We start from the raw sequence: 14,741 nt of genomic DNA on the forward strand, positions 1-14,741 counted from the left end.
GTCGGATCAGGCGTCGACGCTCTCCGTGCGGGCGGTCGCCTCGGCGGCCGCCCGCTTCTTGGACGCCAGCAGGCTGGTGACGGTCGTGACGACCAGGACACCGCAGATGACGCCGAGGGACACCGGGATGGAGATCTGCGGGACGTGCGCCCCGGTCTCGTGCAGGGCGTGCAGCACCAGCTTGACGCCGATGAAGCCGAGGATGACGGACAGTCCGTAGCTGAGGTGGACCAGCTTCTTGAGCAGGCCGCCGATGAGGAAGTACAGCTGGCGCAGACCCATCAGGGCGAAGGCGTTGGCGGTGAAGACGATGTACGGGTCCTGGGTGAGGCCGAAGATCGCGGGGATCGAGTCCAGGGCGAACAGCACGTCGGTGGTGCCGATGGCGAGCATGACGACCATCAAGGGGGTCAGGACGCGCTTGCCGTTGCTGCGGACGAAGAGCTTGGTGCCGTGGTACTTGTCGGCGACGCCGAACTTCTTCTCGACCGACTTCAGGAGACGGTTCTCCTCGAACTCCTCCTCCTCTTCATCCTTGCGCGCCTCCTGGATCAGCTTCCAGGCGGTGTAGATCAGGAAGGCGCCGAAGAGGAAGAAGACCCACGAGAAGCTCGCGATGATCGCGGCGCCGGCCGCGATGAAGACCGCGCGGAGCAGTAGGGCGATCAGTACGCCGATCAGCAGGACGCGTTGCTGGAGGTGGGACGGTACGGCGAACTTCGCCATGATCAGGACGAAGACGAAGAGGTTGTCCACGCTCAGGGACTTCTCGGTGACGAAGCCGGCGAAGAACTCCTGGGATGCCTGGCCGTTGCCGAAGACCGACAGGCCGAGGCCGAAGAGCACGGCCAGGACGATCCAGACGACCGTCCAGACGCCGGCCTCCTTGATCGATACGTCATGCGGCTTGCGGCCGATCAGGAAATCGGCGCCGATGAGGATGCCCAGACCCACGATGGTCAGCACCCAGAGGGTCAACGAAACGTCCATGTCTACACGCCTCCGGCGGATGGCTCAGCACTGTGTCAGCGTCATCGCTGCCGGAGGTCTCTTCCACCCGGGCGGCCTGGAGGCCGGGGGCCGGCGCCCCGGGACCGACCACGGTCGTATGACCGGTGGGGTCCGTATTGACGGGCACGCCGTAGCAGGAAAGCAGGAATACTCCCCTCCGCGCTCCTCACAGTAGCCGCCGGAGGCGTGAAGGTAAAGAGAAGACCAAAGAAAGGTCAGCGAACGGTCACCGCAAGGTCATGGGAGGGCCGGGTCGCGTGGCGCCGGGGCCTCATGGCCGGGCGCCCCGTCGGGCCTCCGCGATCCGCTCCAGCGCCCGGTCGAGGACCTCGCTCCGCTGCGGGGGCAGGTCCGGCTCGAAGGTCCAGGCGTGGTGCACCCACGGGTCGGCCAGGTGGTGGTCGGGTACGGGCGACAGGCGCATCAGCGACCGCCACAGGGGATCGAGCAGCGGTCCGTAAGCCGACGCCTCGTCCCGATCGGCCACCATCAGCAGGTGTACGCCGACCGCCGGCCCCTCGTCGGCCAGATAGCGCAGCCGGGTGACGGCGCGGTCGTCGAAGCCGTGCGGGAAGTCGTGGACGATCAGCAGTTGGTCCGCCGGGTCCACGTCCGGAGGGAGTTCCTCGGGTGCCCCTGCGCGCACCGCCATCTGTACGAGGTCCACCCGCCGCGTCAGCCGCTCCAGGGTCGCGGTGACGCCCTCGGCCCCGGCGGCGGGAGGGGCGGCGAGCACACCCGCCCGTACGAGGGGTGCCAGCGCGGCGACCCCGGCGCCCGCCGCGTCGATGACGTCGACGGAGAACCGGCCGGCGGGGTGGACGGCGAGCAGCCGGACCGCGTGTGCCACGGCCGTGTCCATCGCGAGGCGGCGCAGCCGGTCGGTGTCCATGGTCATGGCGGCCTCGGAGCCGGTGCGGCCGTTGTCGATCCACAGCCCGCGCTCCAGCGGGAGCCGCATCAGCATCGGCACGCGCAGGCCCGGCGCCTCGGGCAGGCTCAGGTCGCCCAGGCGCAGCGCGAGCGGGCTCTCTTGGGGTACGCCGGCGCCGTGCCAGACGGGGTTGTCCCAGCGGGCGTACGCGGCGGGCAGCGCGGGTTCGACGACATCGGATTCGGCGCGCAGTTGGGCGAGGTCCCGGTCGAGGACCGCCTGGGCCCGGGCGACGAGTTCGTCACGGCGGGCGCGGGCGGCGTCCCGTGCCGCGTTGCCGGCTCCACCGAGGCGGGCGCGGGGGTCGGACAACGCCTCGTCGAGTTCCCGGTCGAGCCGGGAGTCGGCGAAGTCGACGGCGCTGCGGTAGGCGGCCACCGTGCGGGCCAGGTCCTCGAACATGCCCCAGACCTGGTTGTAGAGCCGCTCCTCCATGGACCAGCCGCTCGCGTCCCCGGCGACGGGGCGCGGGGGTGTCCCGGGCTCCTGGGGCGCCTCGGGGCCGGGCGCCGGCTCGGGCGGCTCGGTGGTGGTACGGCGGCGGCGCGGGTGGGCGTAGTCGATGGCCGTCGGGCCGGGGGCGGCCGGCGCCTCATCGCCCCGGGTTCCGCCTGCCCGGGTTCCGCCTGCCCGGGCCTCGCCGGACCGGGATGGTCCGGGCAGGCCGTGCGGGGCGGTGGGCGCCGGCGTCGTCACGGCAGCCGCGAGGGAGAAGTCCTCCCCCAGGGCCGCCGTGGCCAGCGCGCCGGCGGTCGGGCCGGCCAGTCCGGCGTCGGCGAGCAGGGCGCCCAACCCGTCGGCGTAACCCTGGCCGACGGCGCGGACCTTCCAGGCGTCCTGCCTGCGGTACAGCTCCAGGGCCACCACTGCGGTCTCGGAATCGAGGCCGGTGATGGCGTAGGCGGCGACCTCGACGCCGTCGGGGCCGGCCACCACCACGTGCGGCGCCGGCACCGCGCCGAAGCGGGCCGGTCCGCCGGGCGGCAGCGCGAGCACCAGGCGGACCCGGTGGACGGCCGCCCCGACGGCGTCGAGGTCGACGGGGAACCGGTGCCGGTCGGCGGCCGACCCCGGCACCCGGAGCCCGGGCAGGGTCCGGGCGCCCGGGTGCGCCAGCGCCTCCGGGCCGGGCAGCCGGCCCTCGTCGTCACCGGCCGAGACCAGGGCCAGTACGGGCGCACCCGCGACGACCCCTATCTCCACCTGGTGCCGGGACAGGGGGTGGTTCTGCCCCCGGACCAGTTCGGCCGTCATCGTGCAGCCCTCCCCCGTGCCCTCTGTGCTCTTGGTCGTCCGCGCCGTTCCTTACAGGTGCGGCTCTTTACAGGTGCGGCAGGATGGCCGGCATCAGGTCCTGGAAGGTCCGGCCGTTCGCCGGGGTCCCCAGGGCCGTCATCTGCCAGCCCGCTCCGACGCGCGACACCTTCGCCATGATCTGCGCGGTGTACGCGCCGCCGCCGTCGAGGGTGTAGCGGGCCAGTTCCTGGCCGTTGGTCTCGTCGACGATGCGGCAGAAGGCGTTCTGCACCTCCTGGAACGTCTGCCCGGTGAAGGAGTTCACCGTGAAGACGATCTGGTCGATGTGCACCGGAACGCGCTGGAGGTCGACCAGGATCGCCTCGTCGTCACCTCCCTGGCCGACACCGCCGACGAGGTTGTCACCGGTGTGCCGCACGGAGCCGTCGTCGCTCTGCAGGTGCCGGAAGAACACCACGTCCACCGGCTGCTTGTCGGCGAAGAGCACCGCCGACGCGTCCAGGTCGATCTCGCGGGTCCGCGAGCCGAACAGCCCCCGGCGCTTCGCCGCCTGCCAGCCGAGACCCATCCGGACCGCGGTCAGCGTGCCCCCGTCCTGCTTCTGCAGACTGATGGCCTGACCCTTGGTCATGTTGACCGTCACGCGCTGTCCCCTTCTCCTCTACCCGCCCCGATGAGGGCCCGCGGCACGTACCCGCGGCTGCCCGTGGCCCACCCTACTGACCTGCCCCGGGTCAGGCGAGGCCCGCTTCCCTCATCTGACGAAGCTCCTTCTTCAGCTCGCCGACCTCGTCCCGGATCCGGGCCGCGACCTCGAACTGGAGCTCGGCCGCCGCGGCGCGCATCCGCTGCGTCATCTCCTCGATGATCCCGGCCAGTTCGGCGGCCGGACGGTCGGTCAGCACCTCGGCGGCCTTGGCCCCCTTGGCGCCCTTCGCCTTGGCCGCCTTGCCGCCGGCCGCCGCCCCGCCCAGGGCCGGTACCGGCGTCTTCGCGCCCTTGCCGTCCCGCGCCTGGCGGTAGCCGGTCCCGAGCAGTTGTTCGGTGTCGAGCTCCTCTCGGGCGATGGTGGCGACGATGTCGTTGATCTTCTTGCGCAGCGGCTGGGGGTCGATTCCGTTGGCCGTGTTGTAGGCGATCTGCTTCTCGCGGCGCCGGTTCGTCTCCTCGATGGCCTTCTCCATCGCCGGGGTCATCTTGTCCGCGTACATGTGGACCTGGCCGGAGACGTTGCGCGCGGCGCGGCCGATGGTCTGGATCAGGGAGGTCCCCGAGCGCAGGAACCCCTCCTTGTCGGCGTCGAGGATCGCCACCAGGGACACCTCGGGCAGGTCGAGGCCCTCGCGCAGCAGGTTGATGCCGACCAGTACGTCGTACTCGCCGGCGCGCAGCTCGCGCAGCAGCTCGATGCGGCGCAGCGTGTCGACGTCGCTGTGCAGGTAGCGGACCTGGATGCCGAGCTCCAGGAAGTAGTCGGTCAGGTCCTCGGCCATCTTCTTGGTGAGGGTGGTGACCAGGACCCGTTCGTCCTTCTCCGTCCGCTGACGGATCTCGTGCACCAGGTCGTCGATCTGGCCCTCCGTCGGCTTGACCACCACTTCGGGGTCGATGAGGCCGGTGGGACGGATGATCTGCTCGACGAAGCCGTCGCCGCGCGAGAGCTCGTACTTGCCGGGGGTGGCCGACAGGTAGACCGTCTGGCCGATCCGCTCCTGGAACTCCTCCCACTTGAGCGGCCGGTTGTCCAGCGCCGACGGCAGCCGGAAGCCGTGGTCGACCAGGGTCCGCTTGCGCGAGGCGTCGCCCTCGTACATCGCGCCGATCTGCGGCACGGTGACGTGGGACTCGTCGATGACGAGGAGGAAATCCTCGGGGAAGTAGTCGATGAGGGTGTTGGGGGCGGAGCCGGGCGCGCGGTCGTCCATGTGGAGCGAGTAGTTCTCGATCCCGGAGCAGGACCCGATCTGGCGCATCATCTCCAGGTCGTAGGTGGTGCGCATGCGCAGTCGCTGCGCCTCCAGCAGCTTGCCCTGCTTCTCCAGCTCGGCGAGGCGTTCGGTCAGTTCCGCCTCGATCCCGCGGACCGCCTTCTCCATGCGCTCGGGGCCGGCGACGTAGTGGCTGGCCGGGAAGACGTACAGCTCGCGGTCCTCGCTGATGACCTCGCCGGTCAGCGGGTGGAGGGTGGAGAGGGCCTCGATCTCGTCGCCGAACATTTCGATGCGGACGGCGAGTTCCTCGTAGACCGGGAAGATCTCGATGGTGTCGCCGCGGACCCGGAAGGTGCCGCGGGTGAAGGCCAGGTCGTTGCGCGTGTACTGGATGTCGACGAAACGGCGCAGCAGCTGGTCCCGGTCGATCTCCTCGCCGACCTTGAGGGCGACCATCCGGTCGACGTACTCCTGGGGGGTGCCGAGGCCGTAGATGCAGGACACGGACGCGACGACGATGACGTCGCGCCGGGTCAGCAGCGAGTTGGTCGCGGAGTGGCGCAGCCGCTCCACCTCCTCGTTGATCGAGGAGTCCTTCTCGATGTAGGTGTCCGACTGCGGTACGTACGCCTCGGGCTGGTAGTAGTCGTAATACGAGACGAAGTACTCGACGGCGTTGTTCGGCAGGAGCTCGCGGAACTCGTTCGCGAGCTGGGCGGCGAGCGTCTTGTTCGGGGCCATGACCAGCGTGGGGCGCTGGAGCCGCTCGATCATCCAGGCGGTGGTCGCCGACTTGCCGGTGCCGGTCGCACCCAGGAGCACGACGTCCTTCTCACCCGCACGGATGCGCTTCTCCAGCTCGGTGATGGCCGCCGGCTGGTCGCCGCTGGGCTGGTAGGGGCTGACGACCTCGAAAGGCGCCACCGTGCGTTCGATCTTCGATACGGGCCGCATGACTCCACCGTACGACCCTCCACTGACACTCACGCACTCGCACGGGTCGGCCGGGTCGGGCGCGGGCCCCCGGGCCGTTCGCCGTACCCGTCCGGTCGGCGGTGGCCTGGTCCGTTTGTCGTAGTTCGGTGGCGGCGCGGTGATCTTCACGCCCATGATCGCCATACAGCGGATCTCCATGGGGCAGATCTCCGTGAAGCGCATCGCCGTGAAGCGCATCGCCGTCCACCGCATCGCCGTCCACCGCACAGCCGTGAAGTGCATCGCAGTGAAGTGCACCGCCGCAACGTCTGCCGCTTCGCGCCTGTTTGAGGCAGCGGCAGGGGCTCACGACCCGAGGAGAACGCATGTACGTCGTCCGACCCGCCGCCGCGGCCGCGGCCGCCTTCCTGGGCCTGACCCTCACCGTGCTCGGCACGACGGTCTCGTCCGCCGCCGGCCCCGCCGGCCGCCCCGCCTCGGGCAACGGCCCGCTCGGCTCGTCCGCCCCCGTCGTGTACGCCCACCGGGGGGCTTCGGCGTACGCCCCGGAGAACACCCTGGAGTCGATCGACCTCGCCATGCGGCTCGGCGTGACCTGGGTCGAGAACGACGTCCAGCGCACCAAGGACGGCGAACTCGTGGTCGTCCACGACGACAGTCTGGCCCGCACCACCAATGTCGAGCAGCTGTTCCCCGATCGCAAGCCGTGGCTCGTCAAGGACTTCACGGCGGCGGAGATCGCCCGGCTAGACGCGGGCAGTTGGTTCAGCGAGGAGTACGCGGGCGCCCGGGTGCCGACCCTGCGGGACTACATGAACCGGGTCCAGCGCAACCGCCAGCGACTGCTGCTGGAGATCAAGAAGCCGGAGCTCTACCCCGGGATCGAGCGGCAGACCCTCGACCTGCTGGATCGGCTCGGCTGGCTCGACGAGGCGCACGTCGGCCGCCGGCTGGTGGTGCAGAGCTTCAGCGCCGACTCCATCCGGATCGTGCACGACCTGCGCCCGGACATCGTGACGGCCTTCCTGGGCACCCCCAAGGTCGCCGACCTCCCGCGCTACGCCGCCTTCACCGACCGGATCAACCCCTGGCACACCACGATCTCGGCCGACTGGGTCGCGGCGGTGCACCGTCTGCGCGGCGCACACGGCAAGACGATGGAGGTGGACACCTGGATCGTGGACGACGCGGCGACGGCCCGCAAGGTCCAGGACATGGGGGTGGACGGGATCATCACCAACGCGCCCGACGTGGTGCGTGACGCGGTCGGCTGGTTCTGATCCGCAGGCGGGGCCGGGCTGTCGGTGGCGGGCCGTACGGTGGACGCGTGGACAGCTCCGAGCGGCCCCGCGGGCCGCATCTCGAATGGACGGTCGCCGCCGGTGGCGTCGGCCCCCTGCTCCTTGCCGCGACCCCGGAGGGCCTGGTCCGGGTCGGGTTCCATGCCGAGGTGGACCGGGTCGACCGGATGATCGGCTCGCTGGTCTCCCGGCTCGGCGCGGACCCCTGGCGGCCCGAGCCGGGCCGCGAGGTGCTGCTCGCCGAGCCGATACGCCAGGTGGAGGCGTACTTCGCCGGTTCGCTGCGGCGCTTCGAGCTTCCGCTGGACTGGCGGCTCAGCTCCGGGTTCAACCGCCAGGTGCTGCTGGAGCTCGACCGCTCGGTGCCCTACGGCCAGGTCGTCGGGTACGGGGAGCTGGCCGCCCGGGTCGGACAACCGGGCGCGGCCCAGGCGGTGGGCAACGCCATGGGATCCAATCCGCTGCCGGTGGTGGTCCCCTGCCACCGGGTCGTGGAGAACGACGGCGGTATCGGGGGCTTCGGGGGCGGAGTGGAGGCCAAGCGGACGCTGCTCGCGCTGGAGGGGGTGCTGCCCGAGCCGCTGTTCTGAGAGGCACGCGGGCGCCGCGGCTCGTGGGGGCTCGGGGGCGGCTCGTGGGGGCTCGGGGGCGGCGCGCGGACTCGGGGCTCGCGTGGGGGCTGCCTGCCGGGTTCCGCCCTGCGGTAAGGGGTGGGAAACTGCGGCGGTGACTACTCCTGCCGCCGCACGCGGTCGCCTCACCCCGTCCGTCCGCGTCCCGCTCCCGCCCGGGGGGTGTGGCGCGTGACGGCGTCCCTCGGTACGGAGCGCACCGGCGCGCCGGTCACGGCCGCGGATCTGCCCCGGCTGCGGCGGCGGATCACCGGGGTGCTGATCGCCAGTCAGATGCTGGGCGGCCTCGGCGTGCCCATCAGCATCGCCCTGGCCCCGGTCCTGGCCACCGAGGTCAGTGGCACGGAGTCCCTGTCCGGCTTCGCCTCCACCGCCGCCGTGATCGGCACCGCCCTGGTCTCGCTGCCGCTGGCCGCCTTCATGACGGCGCGGGGGCGCCGGGCCGGGCTGGTCCTGGGCTACGCCATCGGCACCTGCGGGGCCCTCCTCGTGGTGCTGGCCGCCTCGGTCAGGAACTTCCCGCTGCTGATGCTGGGCATGGCCTGCTTCGGCGCCGCCTCCTCCGCCAACCTCCAGGCCCGCTTCGCCGCCGCGGACCTCGCGGAGCCGGACCGCCGCGCGCGGGCGATCTCCGTGGTCGTCTGGGCCTCCACGATCGGGGCGGTCGCCGGGCCGAACCTCTCCGCCCCGGCCGCCGCGGGCTTCGCCGGCACCTCCATACCCCGGACGGCGGGCCCCTTCCTGTGGGCCGCCGTCGTCTTCGTCCTCACCGGCACGCTGCTCGCCGTGTTCCTGAGGCCCGACCCCCTGCTGACGGCGCGTGCGCTGTCGGCGCCGACCGGGCTGCCCGCGGCGGGCCGCTCGCTGCGCGCCGGGTTCGCCGCCGTCAAGGTCTCGCCGCGGGCCCGTCTCGCCCTGCTCACCGTCGCGGTGTCCCACACCACGATGGTCTCGATCATGGTGATGACGCCGATGGACCTCGGGCACCACGGCGCCGGGCTGAAACTGGTGGGGCTCGTCATCAGCGGCCACATCGCCGGCATGTTCGCCTTCTCGCCGGTCATGGGGTCGCTCTCGGACCGGCTCGGACGGTTGTCCGTGATCGGTCTCGGGGCCGGGCTGCTGTCGCTCGCCACGCTGCTCGCGGGCACGGCGGGCGATCGCCACGGGCAGAGCGCACTCGGGTTGTTCCTGCTCGGACTGGGCTGGTCCGCCGGGATGGTGTCCGGCTCGGCGCTGCTGACCGACTCGGTGCCACAGGCCGCCCGGGCCGCCGTACAGGGCCTGAGCGACCTCACGATGAACACCGCCGCGGGCGTGGGCGGCGCCGCGGCGGGTCTGGTCATGTCCCGGGCCGGCTACGGCCGGCTCAACGCGATCGGCGCCGCGCTGCTGCTGCCGACGGCGGCGCTGGCCCTGTTCACCGCCCGCCGCTACCCCGGGCCCGTGAAGGCGCGGGCGCGGGCGGACGCGTAGGCCCCGTACGGTCCGGACCGCGGCGCTCGGCCGGTGAAGCGGCGGCGCTCAGCAGTTGATGTGGTACGCCTTGCGCAGCGTCTCGTGGACGGTCCAGGTCGTCTTGTCGCCCTCGCGGAGCACACAGGCGGAACCGGGGCCCACCTCCAGGGTCGCCCCGCCCTCGATCTCGATGGTGGCGCGTCCGCTGACCACCACGAACAGCTCGTCGGCCTCGGTGTCGGTGACCACTCCGGGGGTGATCTGCCAGATGCCGCGGATCTGCGAGCCGTCCTCGGCCTCCCACAGCACCTTGCCGGTCACGACCGGTTCGCCCGCGACGATCCGGGCCGGATCCAGCTCCTCCGTCTCCAGTTCGTCGTCCGGGACGTCCGGTACGGAGACGGCGAGGGAGGCCGGGCGGGCGCTGTGATCACTGGTGCTCATGGGGCGCAAGCGTAAGGCCGGTGCCGGGGCCCGCGGGGTGGCCAGAACGTCCAGCGCGGGCGCGTGGAACGCGTCATCCTGTCGACGGCGCGGGTACGGGCGCGGCCCCGGCGCCGGCCCCGCGTTTGGCGGAGGCGCTCCCGTGCCATGGATGGGGACATGTCACAGCAGAGAGCAGCCGCACCCCCGGCCGGAGTACCGGTCCTGTCCGAAGAGGTACGCGAGGCGCTCGCCGGGGGCCGCCCGGTCGTCGCGCTGGAGTCGACGATCATCGCCCACGGCCTGCCCCGCCCCCGCAATCTGGCGGTCGGCCTGGAGCTGGAGGCTCTGGTCCGCGCGGAGGGCGCGGTCCCGGCGACGGTCGCGGTCCTGGACGGAGTGGCGTACGCGGGCCTCGACAAGGCCGCGTTGGAGCGGATCGCGAGCGGCGACGGCGTGCGCAAGCTCGGTCACCGGGACTTGGCGCCCGCCCTCGCGACGGGCGCGACCGGGGCGACGACGGTGTCGGCGACCGCCTTCCTGGCCGCGCGGGCGGGGCTGCGGGTCTTCGCCACGGGGGGGCTGGGCGGCGTACACCGGGACTGGACCCGGAGCCAGGACGAGTCGGCGGACCTGTCGCTGCTGGCCCGCACGCGTCTGACGGTGGTGTGCGCGGGGGTGAAGTCGATCCTGGACGTCCCGGCCACCCTGGAGCGGTTGGAGACCTTGGGCGTGGGGGTGCTCGGGTACGGGACGGACCGTTTCCCCGGCTTCTACCTGGCCAGTTCCGGCGAGCCGGTGGGCTGGACGGTACACAGCCCGGAAGAGGTGGCGGAGGTGATGGCCGCCCAGGACGCGCTCGGCGGTGCGGATTCCGCGCTGCTGGTGGCCAATCCGGTGGTGGAGGCGGAACAGTTGGATCCGGAACTCCACGACCGGGTGCTGGCCGACGCCCTCGCGGAATGTCGGAAGCGGGGGCTCACGGGGCAGGCGGTGACCCCGTTCCTGCTGGGGTTCCTGGTGCGGGCGACGGGCGGGGCATCGCTGGAGGCGAACCTGGCGGCGGTACGGGGCAACGTGCGGCTCGGCGCGCGGATCGCGCGGGCGTGGGCGGCGCGGGCATGACCGGGGCACGGTTAACCACCGGACCGGGCCCGGCCGGGGCGCTGCTGGTCGTCGGGGATGTGGTGACGGACGTGGTCGCGGTGTATCGGGAACCCCTGGCCCCGGCCACCGACACGGCGGCCCGCATCCGGACCCTGCCCGGTGGCGCCGGGGCGAACGCGGCCTGCTGGGCGGCCCGCACGGGCCCGGCGGAAGTACGCCTCCTCGCGCGGGTGGGCGTGGAATCGGCAGGCTGGCACGAGCGGGCCCTGGTCGACGCCGGGGTGCGGCCGAAGCTGGTGATCGACCGGGAGGAGCCGACGGGGACGGTGGTGGCGCTGGTCGGCAAGGACACGGAGCGCACGTTCCTGACCGACAGCGGGGCGTCGCTGCGCCTGTCCCCCGACGACTGGGCGCCCGCCCTGCTGGACGGGGCCGCGCACCTGCACCTGTCGGGGTACCTGTTCTTCGCGGACTCCAGCCGGGACCTGGCCCTGATCGCGCTGCGGGCGGCGCGCGCCCGGGGGGTGCCGGTGAGCGTCGACCCGGCCTCGGCGGGGTTCCTCGCCGTGTTGGGGCCGGAGCGCTTCCTGGCCGCCGTGGCGGGGGCGGACGTACTCCTGCCCAACGAGGACGAGGCCAGGCTGCTGGCCGGCCTGCCGGAGCCGGCCGGCGTGGCACGCGCGGCGGTGGAGCTGAGCCGGCGGGTACCGCTGGTGGTGGTCACCCGCGGGGCGGCGGGGGCGCTGGTCGCCGAAGCGGGCCGGATCACCGCCGAGGTGGCGGCGGAGGCCGCGGAGGCGGTGGATTGCACGGGCGCCGGGGACGCTTTCACGGGTGGCTTCCTCGCGGCCCGGTTGGCCGGGGCCGACCCCTCGGAGGCCACCCGCGCGGGTTGCCTCGCCGCGGCCGTGGCGGTCACCCGGCCGGGGGGTCGACCGTAGCGCTCACACCGTGTACTCCTCCTGACCGAGGGTCTCGATCGCACCCGACTTGCCGACGTTGTAGTGGAACACCAGGCCCGTGTCCGGGTGGGCGATGAGCCACTCGCCGAGCTCGTGGAGGGTGATCGGCTTGCTCACGGTGCTCGCGACGATGGGGGTGACGGCGGTGATCTTGGCCTCCTCGGCGATCGGGATGAAGGTCTTCTCGCCGACCGTTTCGAAGTGGGCGGCGCCGCCCGGGCCGGGGCAGCCCCAGTGGCCGTGCTTGACGATCAGGCTGGAGAAGCCGCCTTCGGGGGTGTAGCGGTAGACGGCGATCTCGTTCGGCGAGATCGGCGCCTTGGCGGTGCAGCCGGGCGCGGAGGCCGACGGCGCGCGCTTTCCCGGCATGGTGGCGGACGCGGTGGTGGACGCGGATGCGGCCGGTGTCGACTTCGCCGTCGGCTTGGCGGGCGTCGGCGGCGCACCGCCGCCCGGGGCCGAGGGCGGGGCGGGGGTCGCGCTCGGGGTGCCGCCGGGGGTCGAGCCGGCGGCTCGCGCCTCCGTGTCACCGTTGCAGCCCGTCAGGGCCAGGGTGGCGCACAGGGCCGGCGCGGCCGGCGCCGCTGCCTTGGGACCTCTGCTCATTGCCGTCTCCCTCTGCCCAGGCGTCGGGGCGCCCGTTGAAGCGTCCCGGTCAACGTAGCGATGACTAGCGGCCACCACGATGGCCTGATCCGGTTCGTCACCGTGCGGGGATCGGGCTGTTGCGGAGTGCGGAGTGCGGACGTCCGTGACGGTGCGGGAGGGCGCGGGCGGCCCGCGCTCAGCCGGCCTGCCCACGGATGCCGGTCCACGCGGGGTGGCGAGGGTCGTCGGCCCGCACCAGCGCGTCGGCGATCGAAGCGGGATCGGTCTCGGCCTCATAGCGCGCGAAGGCGGGCAGGGTCCAGCGCGCGGACTCCTCGGTGCGGCGGGCCAGCGCCCCCGCGGAGAGGCGGATGTGCACGCTGAGGTCGAAGGGGAACCAGTGGCCCAGCAGCAGCGGCCCGTGCACGATCAGCACCGCGCCCGGGGGCAGTTCGATGTACCGGCTGCGCGTGGCCCGGTCGGTCACGGGGTCCCACAGGTCGGGCAGTACCCGCCCGGTACCGCCCGGGTCGGTCGGGCCCAACACCTCGCGCCACAGGGCGGCCGTGTCGTACCAGCCGCCGAGATACGCGTCCACGTCCTCGCGGCCGTACTCGAAACGCAGGGAGGCGGGGCGCAGGAAGCCGTCGGCGGCCACCACGAGGACCGGGCGGCCGTGCGAGCGCAGGGCGTCGGCGAGGTGGTCCGCCGCCGTTCCGGTGTCGGCGGCGGGCGCGCCGTCGATGCCGACCCGCTGCCAACCCGCCTCACCCTCAGGTGATTCGCGTGCGTCGAGGTGGTCGGCGAGTCTTTCGGCCAGCCGCTGCCAGGTGATCGGTTCCCACTGCACGCGCCCATTGTCAGGGGTGGTCCGTGGCGTGCGGGGGGGCGGGTAGATACGTCGGCTGCGCCCACGCCCGGCGGCGGGCGGGGGGCGGCGGGCGGCGGGCGGGGACGAGGGATTCGTCAGCCGTCGTGGCCGGGGCAGCCGCAGGGCGTGGCGGTGGGCGGGGCCGGGGTCGACACCGACCAGGGTGCGTCCTCGGCAAGGGAACAGGTCACCTGGAGCACGACCGGTTCGGTGCCGAGGTTGCGGCCGAGGTGGATGTGGTCGATCCCCGGGGGCTCCACGAAGGTGGTCCCGGCCGGGTGCACCTCGACCGTGTCGTCGTGCAGGACGCGGGTCAGGGTCCCGCACTTGACCACCGCCATCAGCGGAACGTCGTGGTAGTGCCATCCCGTGCACTCCCCGGGGGCTATGACGATCTCCCGACCGATGAGGTCCGATGCCCCGGTCGGTCTCGGACGCCGTACCGTCGCCTGTCCGCCACCCATGTGCCCTCCTCCATGGGCCGAAAAGTGACCCATCCGAGTGACGTTAGGCGGACATGATGACGTCCCGAGTGAATTGATGAAAGTCCAACAACCCATCTCCGCAAGGTGATATAAGCGCCGATCGGCGGTATCACTCCGTCATGAGTCTCGTCGTCTTCGAGTCGCTGAAGCCCGTCCATTGCGCCGAGTGCCGGCGGGGGCCGCAGCGGCTTCTCGTCCGCGAGGCGGGCGTCCCCCGTTGTCTCGACTGCGCCGACCTCGGACACCTGGTGTACCTGCCGCGCGGGGACGCGGCGCTCACCCGGCGGGCCCGGGAGGCCAGTTCGCTGTCCGCCGTCGTGGTCCGCCTCCACAAGCGGCGACACCGCTACGAGCGGCAGGGGTTGCTCGTGGAGGAGGAGGCACTGGCCGGCGCGGAACGGGCCTGTCTCGCCGACGCCGACGCACGCGCCCGGCGTCGGGCCCGGGACCGGCTGCGGCGCGCGGCCGAGGACACCCGGTTCACGGCGGCCTTCGCCGCAGAGATCCTGCGGCTGTTCCCCGGGTGCCCCGCCGACCGCGCGCAGGCGATCGCCGCGCACGCCTCGCTGCGGGGCAGCGGCCGGGTGGGCCGCACGGCCGCCGGCCGCGCCCTCGACGAGCAGGCGGTGTCGGTGGCGGTCCGGGCCGCCGTGCGCCACCTGGACACCGAGTACGACGCGCTGCTGATGGCGGGGGTGCCCCGCTTCACGGCCCGGGCCCGGCTGGCACCGCGGATCGACGCGATCCTCGACGCCTGGCGCGCCCCCCGGCCGGAACCCGCTGCCGGGCCGGTCCTCTCGGACCGGGCGGGTTGAGGACCGGGCGGGTTGAGGACCGGGCCGCTC

General features: G+C 72.7%; 14 protein-coding genes. 6 read left to right on the forward strand and 8 right to left on the reverse strand.

The genetic code is table 11. The features are described 5' to 3' along the window. Positions 1-6 precede the first annotated feature (6 nt). From ABZ934_RS17435 to uvrB, 4 genes are all read right to left on the reverse strand, one after another. Entirely contained in the window at positions 7-990 is a 984-nt protein-coding gene (locus ABZ934_RS17435; protein WP_361313546.1) for a TerC/Alx family metal homeostasis membrane protein, read from the reverse strand. Between the two features lie 292 nt (positions 991-1,282). Beyond that, entirely contained in the window at positions 1,283-3,199 is a 1,917-nt protein-coding gene (locus ABZ934_RS17440; protein WP_361313549.1) for a TerD family protein, read from the reverse strand. 67 nt (positions 3,200-3,266) lie between these two features. Next, complete coding sequence (locus ABZ934_RS17445; RefSeq protein WP_136217164.1) at positions 3,267-3,845, reverse strand: TerD family protein; 579 nt, start codon at positions 3,843-3,845, stop codon at positions 3,267-3,269. 91 nt (positions 3,846-3,936) lie between these two features. Further along, positions 3,937-6,087, reverse strand: coding sequence for an excinuclease ABC subunit UvrB (gene uvrB, locus ABZ934_RS17450; protein WP_361313551.1), 2,151 nt, complete (start codon positions 6,085-6,087; stop codon positions 3,937-3,939). 347 nt (positions 6,088-6,434) lie between these two features. On the opposite strand from uvrB, the gene ABZ934_RS17455 reads away from it, so the two are divergent. The 3 genes from ABZ934_RS17455 to ABZ934_RS17465 all read left to right on the forward strand — a co-directional run bounded on the left by ABZ934_RS17455 (position 6,435) and on the right by ABZ934_RS17465 (position 9,478). Further along, positions 6,435-7,349, forward strand: a complete 915-nt coding sequence (locus tag ABZ934_RS17455) for a glycerophosphodiester phosphodiesterase family protein (RefSeq protein ID WP_361313554.1) — start codon at positions 6,435-6,437, stop codon at positions 7,347-7,349. 47 nt (positions 7,350-7,396) lie between these two features. Further along, positions 7,397-7,960 carry a methylated-DNA--[protein]-cysteine S-methyltransferase gene (locus tag ABZ934_RS17460; protein WP_361313556.1) on the forward strand — a complete coding sequence of 188 codons (564 nt, stop codon included), beginning with the start codon at positions 7,397-7,399 and terminating at the stop codon, positions 7,958-7,960. A 213-nt stretch (positions 7,961-8,173) separates the two neighbouring features. Next, positions 8,174-9,478, forward strand: coding sequence for an MFS transporter (locus tag ABZ934_RS17465; RefSeq protein ID WP_361313558.1), 1,305 nt, complete (start codon positions 8,174-8,176; stop codon positions 9,476-9,478). 48 nt (positions 9,479-9,526) lie between these two features. Here ABZ934_RS17465 and ABZ934_RS17470 read toward each other — a convergent pair whose 3' ends face one another. Then, positions 9,527-9,904 (reverse strand): cupin domain-containing protein, encoded by a 378-nt coding sequence (locus ABZ934_RS17470; protein WP_361313561.1) that lies wholly within the window; start codon positions 9,902-9,904, stop codon positions 9,527-9,529. 159 nt (positions 9,905-10,063) lie between these two features. Here ABZ934_RS17470 and ABZ934_RS17475 point away from each other — a divergent pair, with 159 nt between their 5' ends. Both ABZ934_RS17475 and ABZ934_RS17480 read left to right on the forward strand, forming a co-directional pair. After that, positions 10,064-11,008 (forward strand): pseudouridine-5'-phosphate glycosidase, encoded by a 945-nt coding sequence (locus ABZ934_RS17475; protein WP_361313563.1) that lies wholly within the window; start codon positions 10,064-10,066, stop codon positions 11,006-11,008. After that, entirely contained in the window at positions 11,005-11,931 is a 927-nt protein-coding gene (locus ABZ934_RS17480) for a PfkB family carbohydrate kinase (RefSeq protein WP_361313565.1), read from the forward strand. The genes ABZ934_RS17475 and ABZ934_RS17480 overlap by 4 nt, the downstream gene beginning before the upstream one ends. Positions 11,932-11,934: 3 nt before the next feature. On the opposite strand, the gene ABZ934_RS17485 is transcribed toward ABZ934_RS17480, so the two are convergent. From ABZ934_RS17485 to ABZ934_RS17495, 3 genes are all read right to left on the reverse strand, one after another. Continuing rightward, positions 11,935-12,558, reverse strand: a complete 624-nt coding sequence (locus tag ABZ934_RS17485) for a hypothetical protein (RefSeq protein WP_361313568.1) — start codon at positions 12,556-12,558, stop codon at positions 11,935-11,937. 178 nt (positions 12,559-12,736) lie between these two features. Beyond that, positions 12,737-13,390 carry a uridine kinase gene (locus tag ABZ934_RS17490; RefSeq protein WP_361313571.1) on the reverse strand — a complete coding sequence of 218 codons (654 nt, stop codon included), beginning with the start codon at positions 13,388-13,390 and terminating at the stop codon, positions 12,737-12,739. A 116-nt stretch (positions 13,391-13,506) separates the two neighbouring features. Further along, positions 13,507-13,875, reverse strand: coding sequence for a cupin domain-containing protein (locus ABZ934_RS17495; RefSeq protein ID WP_361313574.1), 369 nt, complete (start codon positions 13,873-13,875; stop codon positions 13,507-13,509). A 140-nt stretch (positions 13,876-14,015) separates the two neighbouring features. On the opposite strand from ABZ934_RS17495, the gene ABZ934_RS17500 reads away from it, so the two are divergent. Next, positions 14,016-14,711 carry a DUF2293 domain-containing protein gene (locus ABZ934_RS17500; protein ID WP_361313577.1) on the forward strand — a complete coding sequence of 232 codons (696 nt, stop codon included), beginning with the start codon at positions 14,016-14,018 and terminating at the stop codon, positions 14,709-14,711. Positions 14,712-14,741: the final 30 nt, after the last annotated feature.

This window comes from Streptomyces sp. NPDC046557, assembly GCF_040645975.1.
GTDB lineage: Bacteria > Actinomycetota > Actinomycetes > Streptomycetales > Streptomycetaceae > Streptomyces.

Bases quoted from the DNA above. Each gene is read 5' to 3' on its own strand.
- ABZ934_RS17435 (WP_361313546.1), bottom strand. From the start codon at position 990: ATGGACGTTTCGTTGACCCTCTGGGTGCTGACCATCGTGGGTCTGGGC.
- ABZ934_RS17440 (WP_361313549.1), bottom strand. From the start codon at position 3,199: ATGACGGCCGAACTGGTCCGGGGGCAGAACCACCCCCTGTCCCGGCAC.
- uvrB (WP_361313551.1), bottom strand. From the start codon at position 6,087: ATGCGGCCCGTATCGAAGATCGAACGCACGGTGGCGCCTTTCGAGGTC.
- ABZ934_RS17455 (WP_361313554.1), top strand. From the start codon at position 6,435: ATGTACGTCGTCCGACCCGCCGCCGCGGCCGCGGCCGCCTTCCTGGGC.
- ABZ934_RS17470 (WP_361313561.1), bottom strand. From the start codon at position 9,904: ATGAGCACCAGTGATCACAGCGCCCGCCCGGCCTCCCTCGCCGTCTCC.
- ABZ934_RS17475 (WP_361313563.1), top strand. From the start codon at position 10,064: ATGTCACAGCAGAGAGCAGCCGCACCCCCGGCCGGAGTACCGGTCCTG.
- ABZ934_RS17480 (WP_361313565.1), top strand. From the start codon at position 11,005: ATGACCGGGGCACGGTTAACCACCGGACCGGGCCCGGCCGGGGCGCTG.
- ABZ934_RS17485 (WP_361313568.1), bottom strand. From the start codon at position 12,558: ATGAGCAGAGGTCCCAAGGCAGCGGCGCCGGCCGCGCCGGCCCTGTGC.
- ABZ934_RS17495 (WP_361313574.1), bottom strand. From the start codon at position 13,875: ATGGGTGGCGGACAGGCGACGGTACGGCGTCCGAGACCGACCGGGGCA.
- ABZ934_RS17500 (WP_361313577.1), top strand. From the start codon at position 14,016: ATGAGTCTCGTCGTCTTCGAGTCGCTGAAGCCCGTCCATTGCGCCGAG.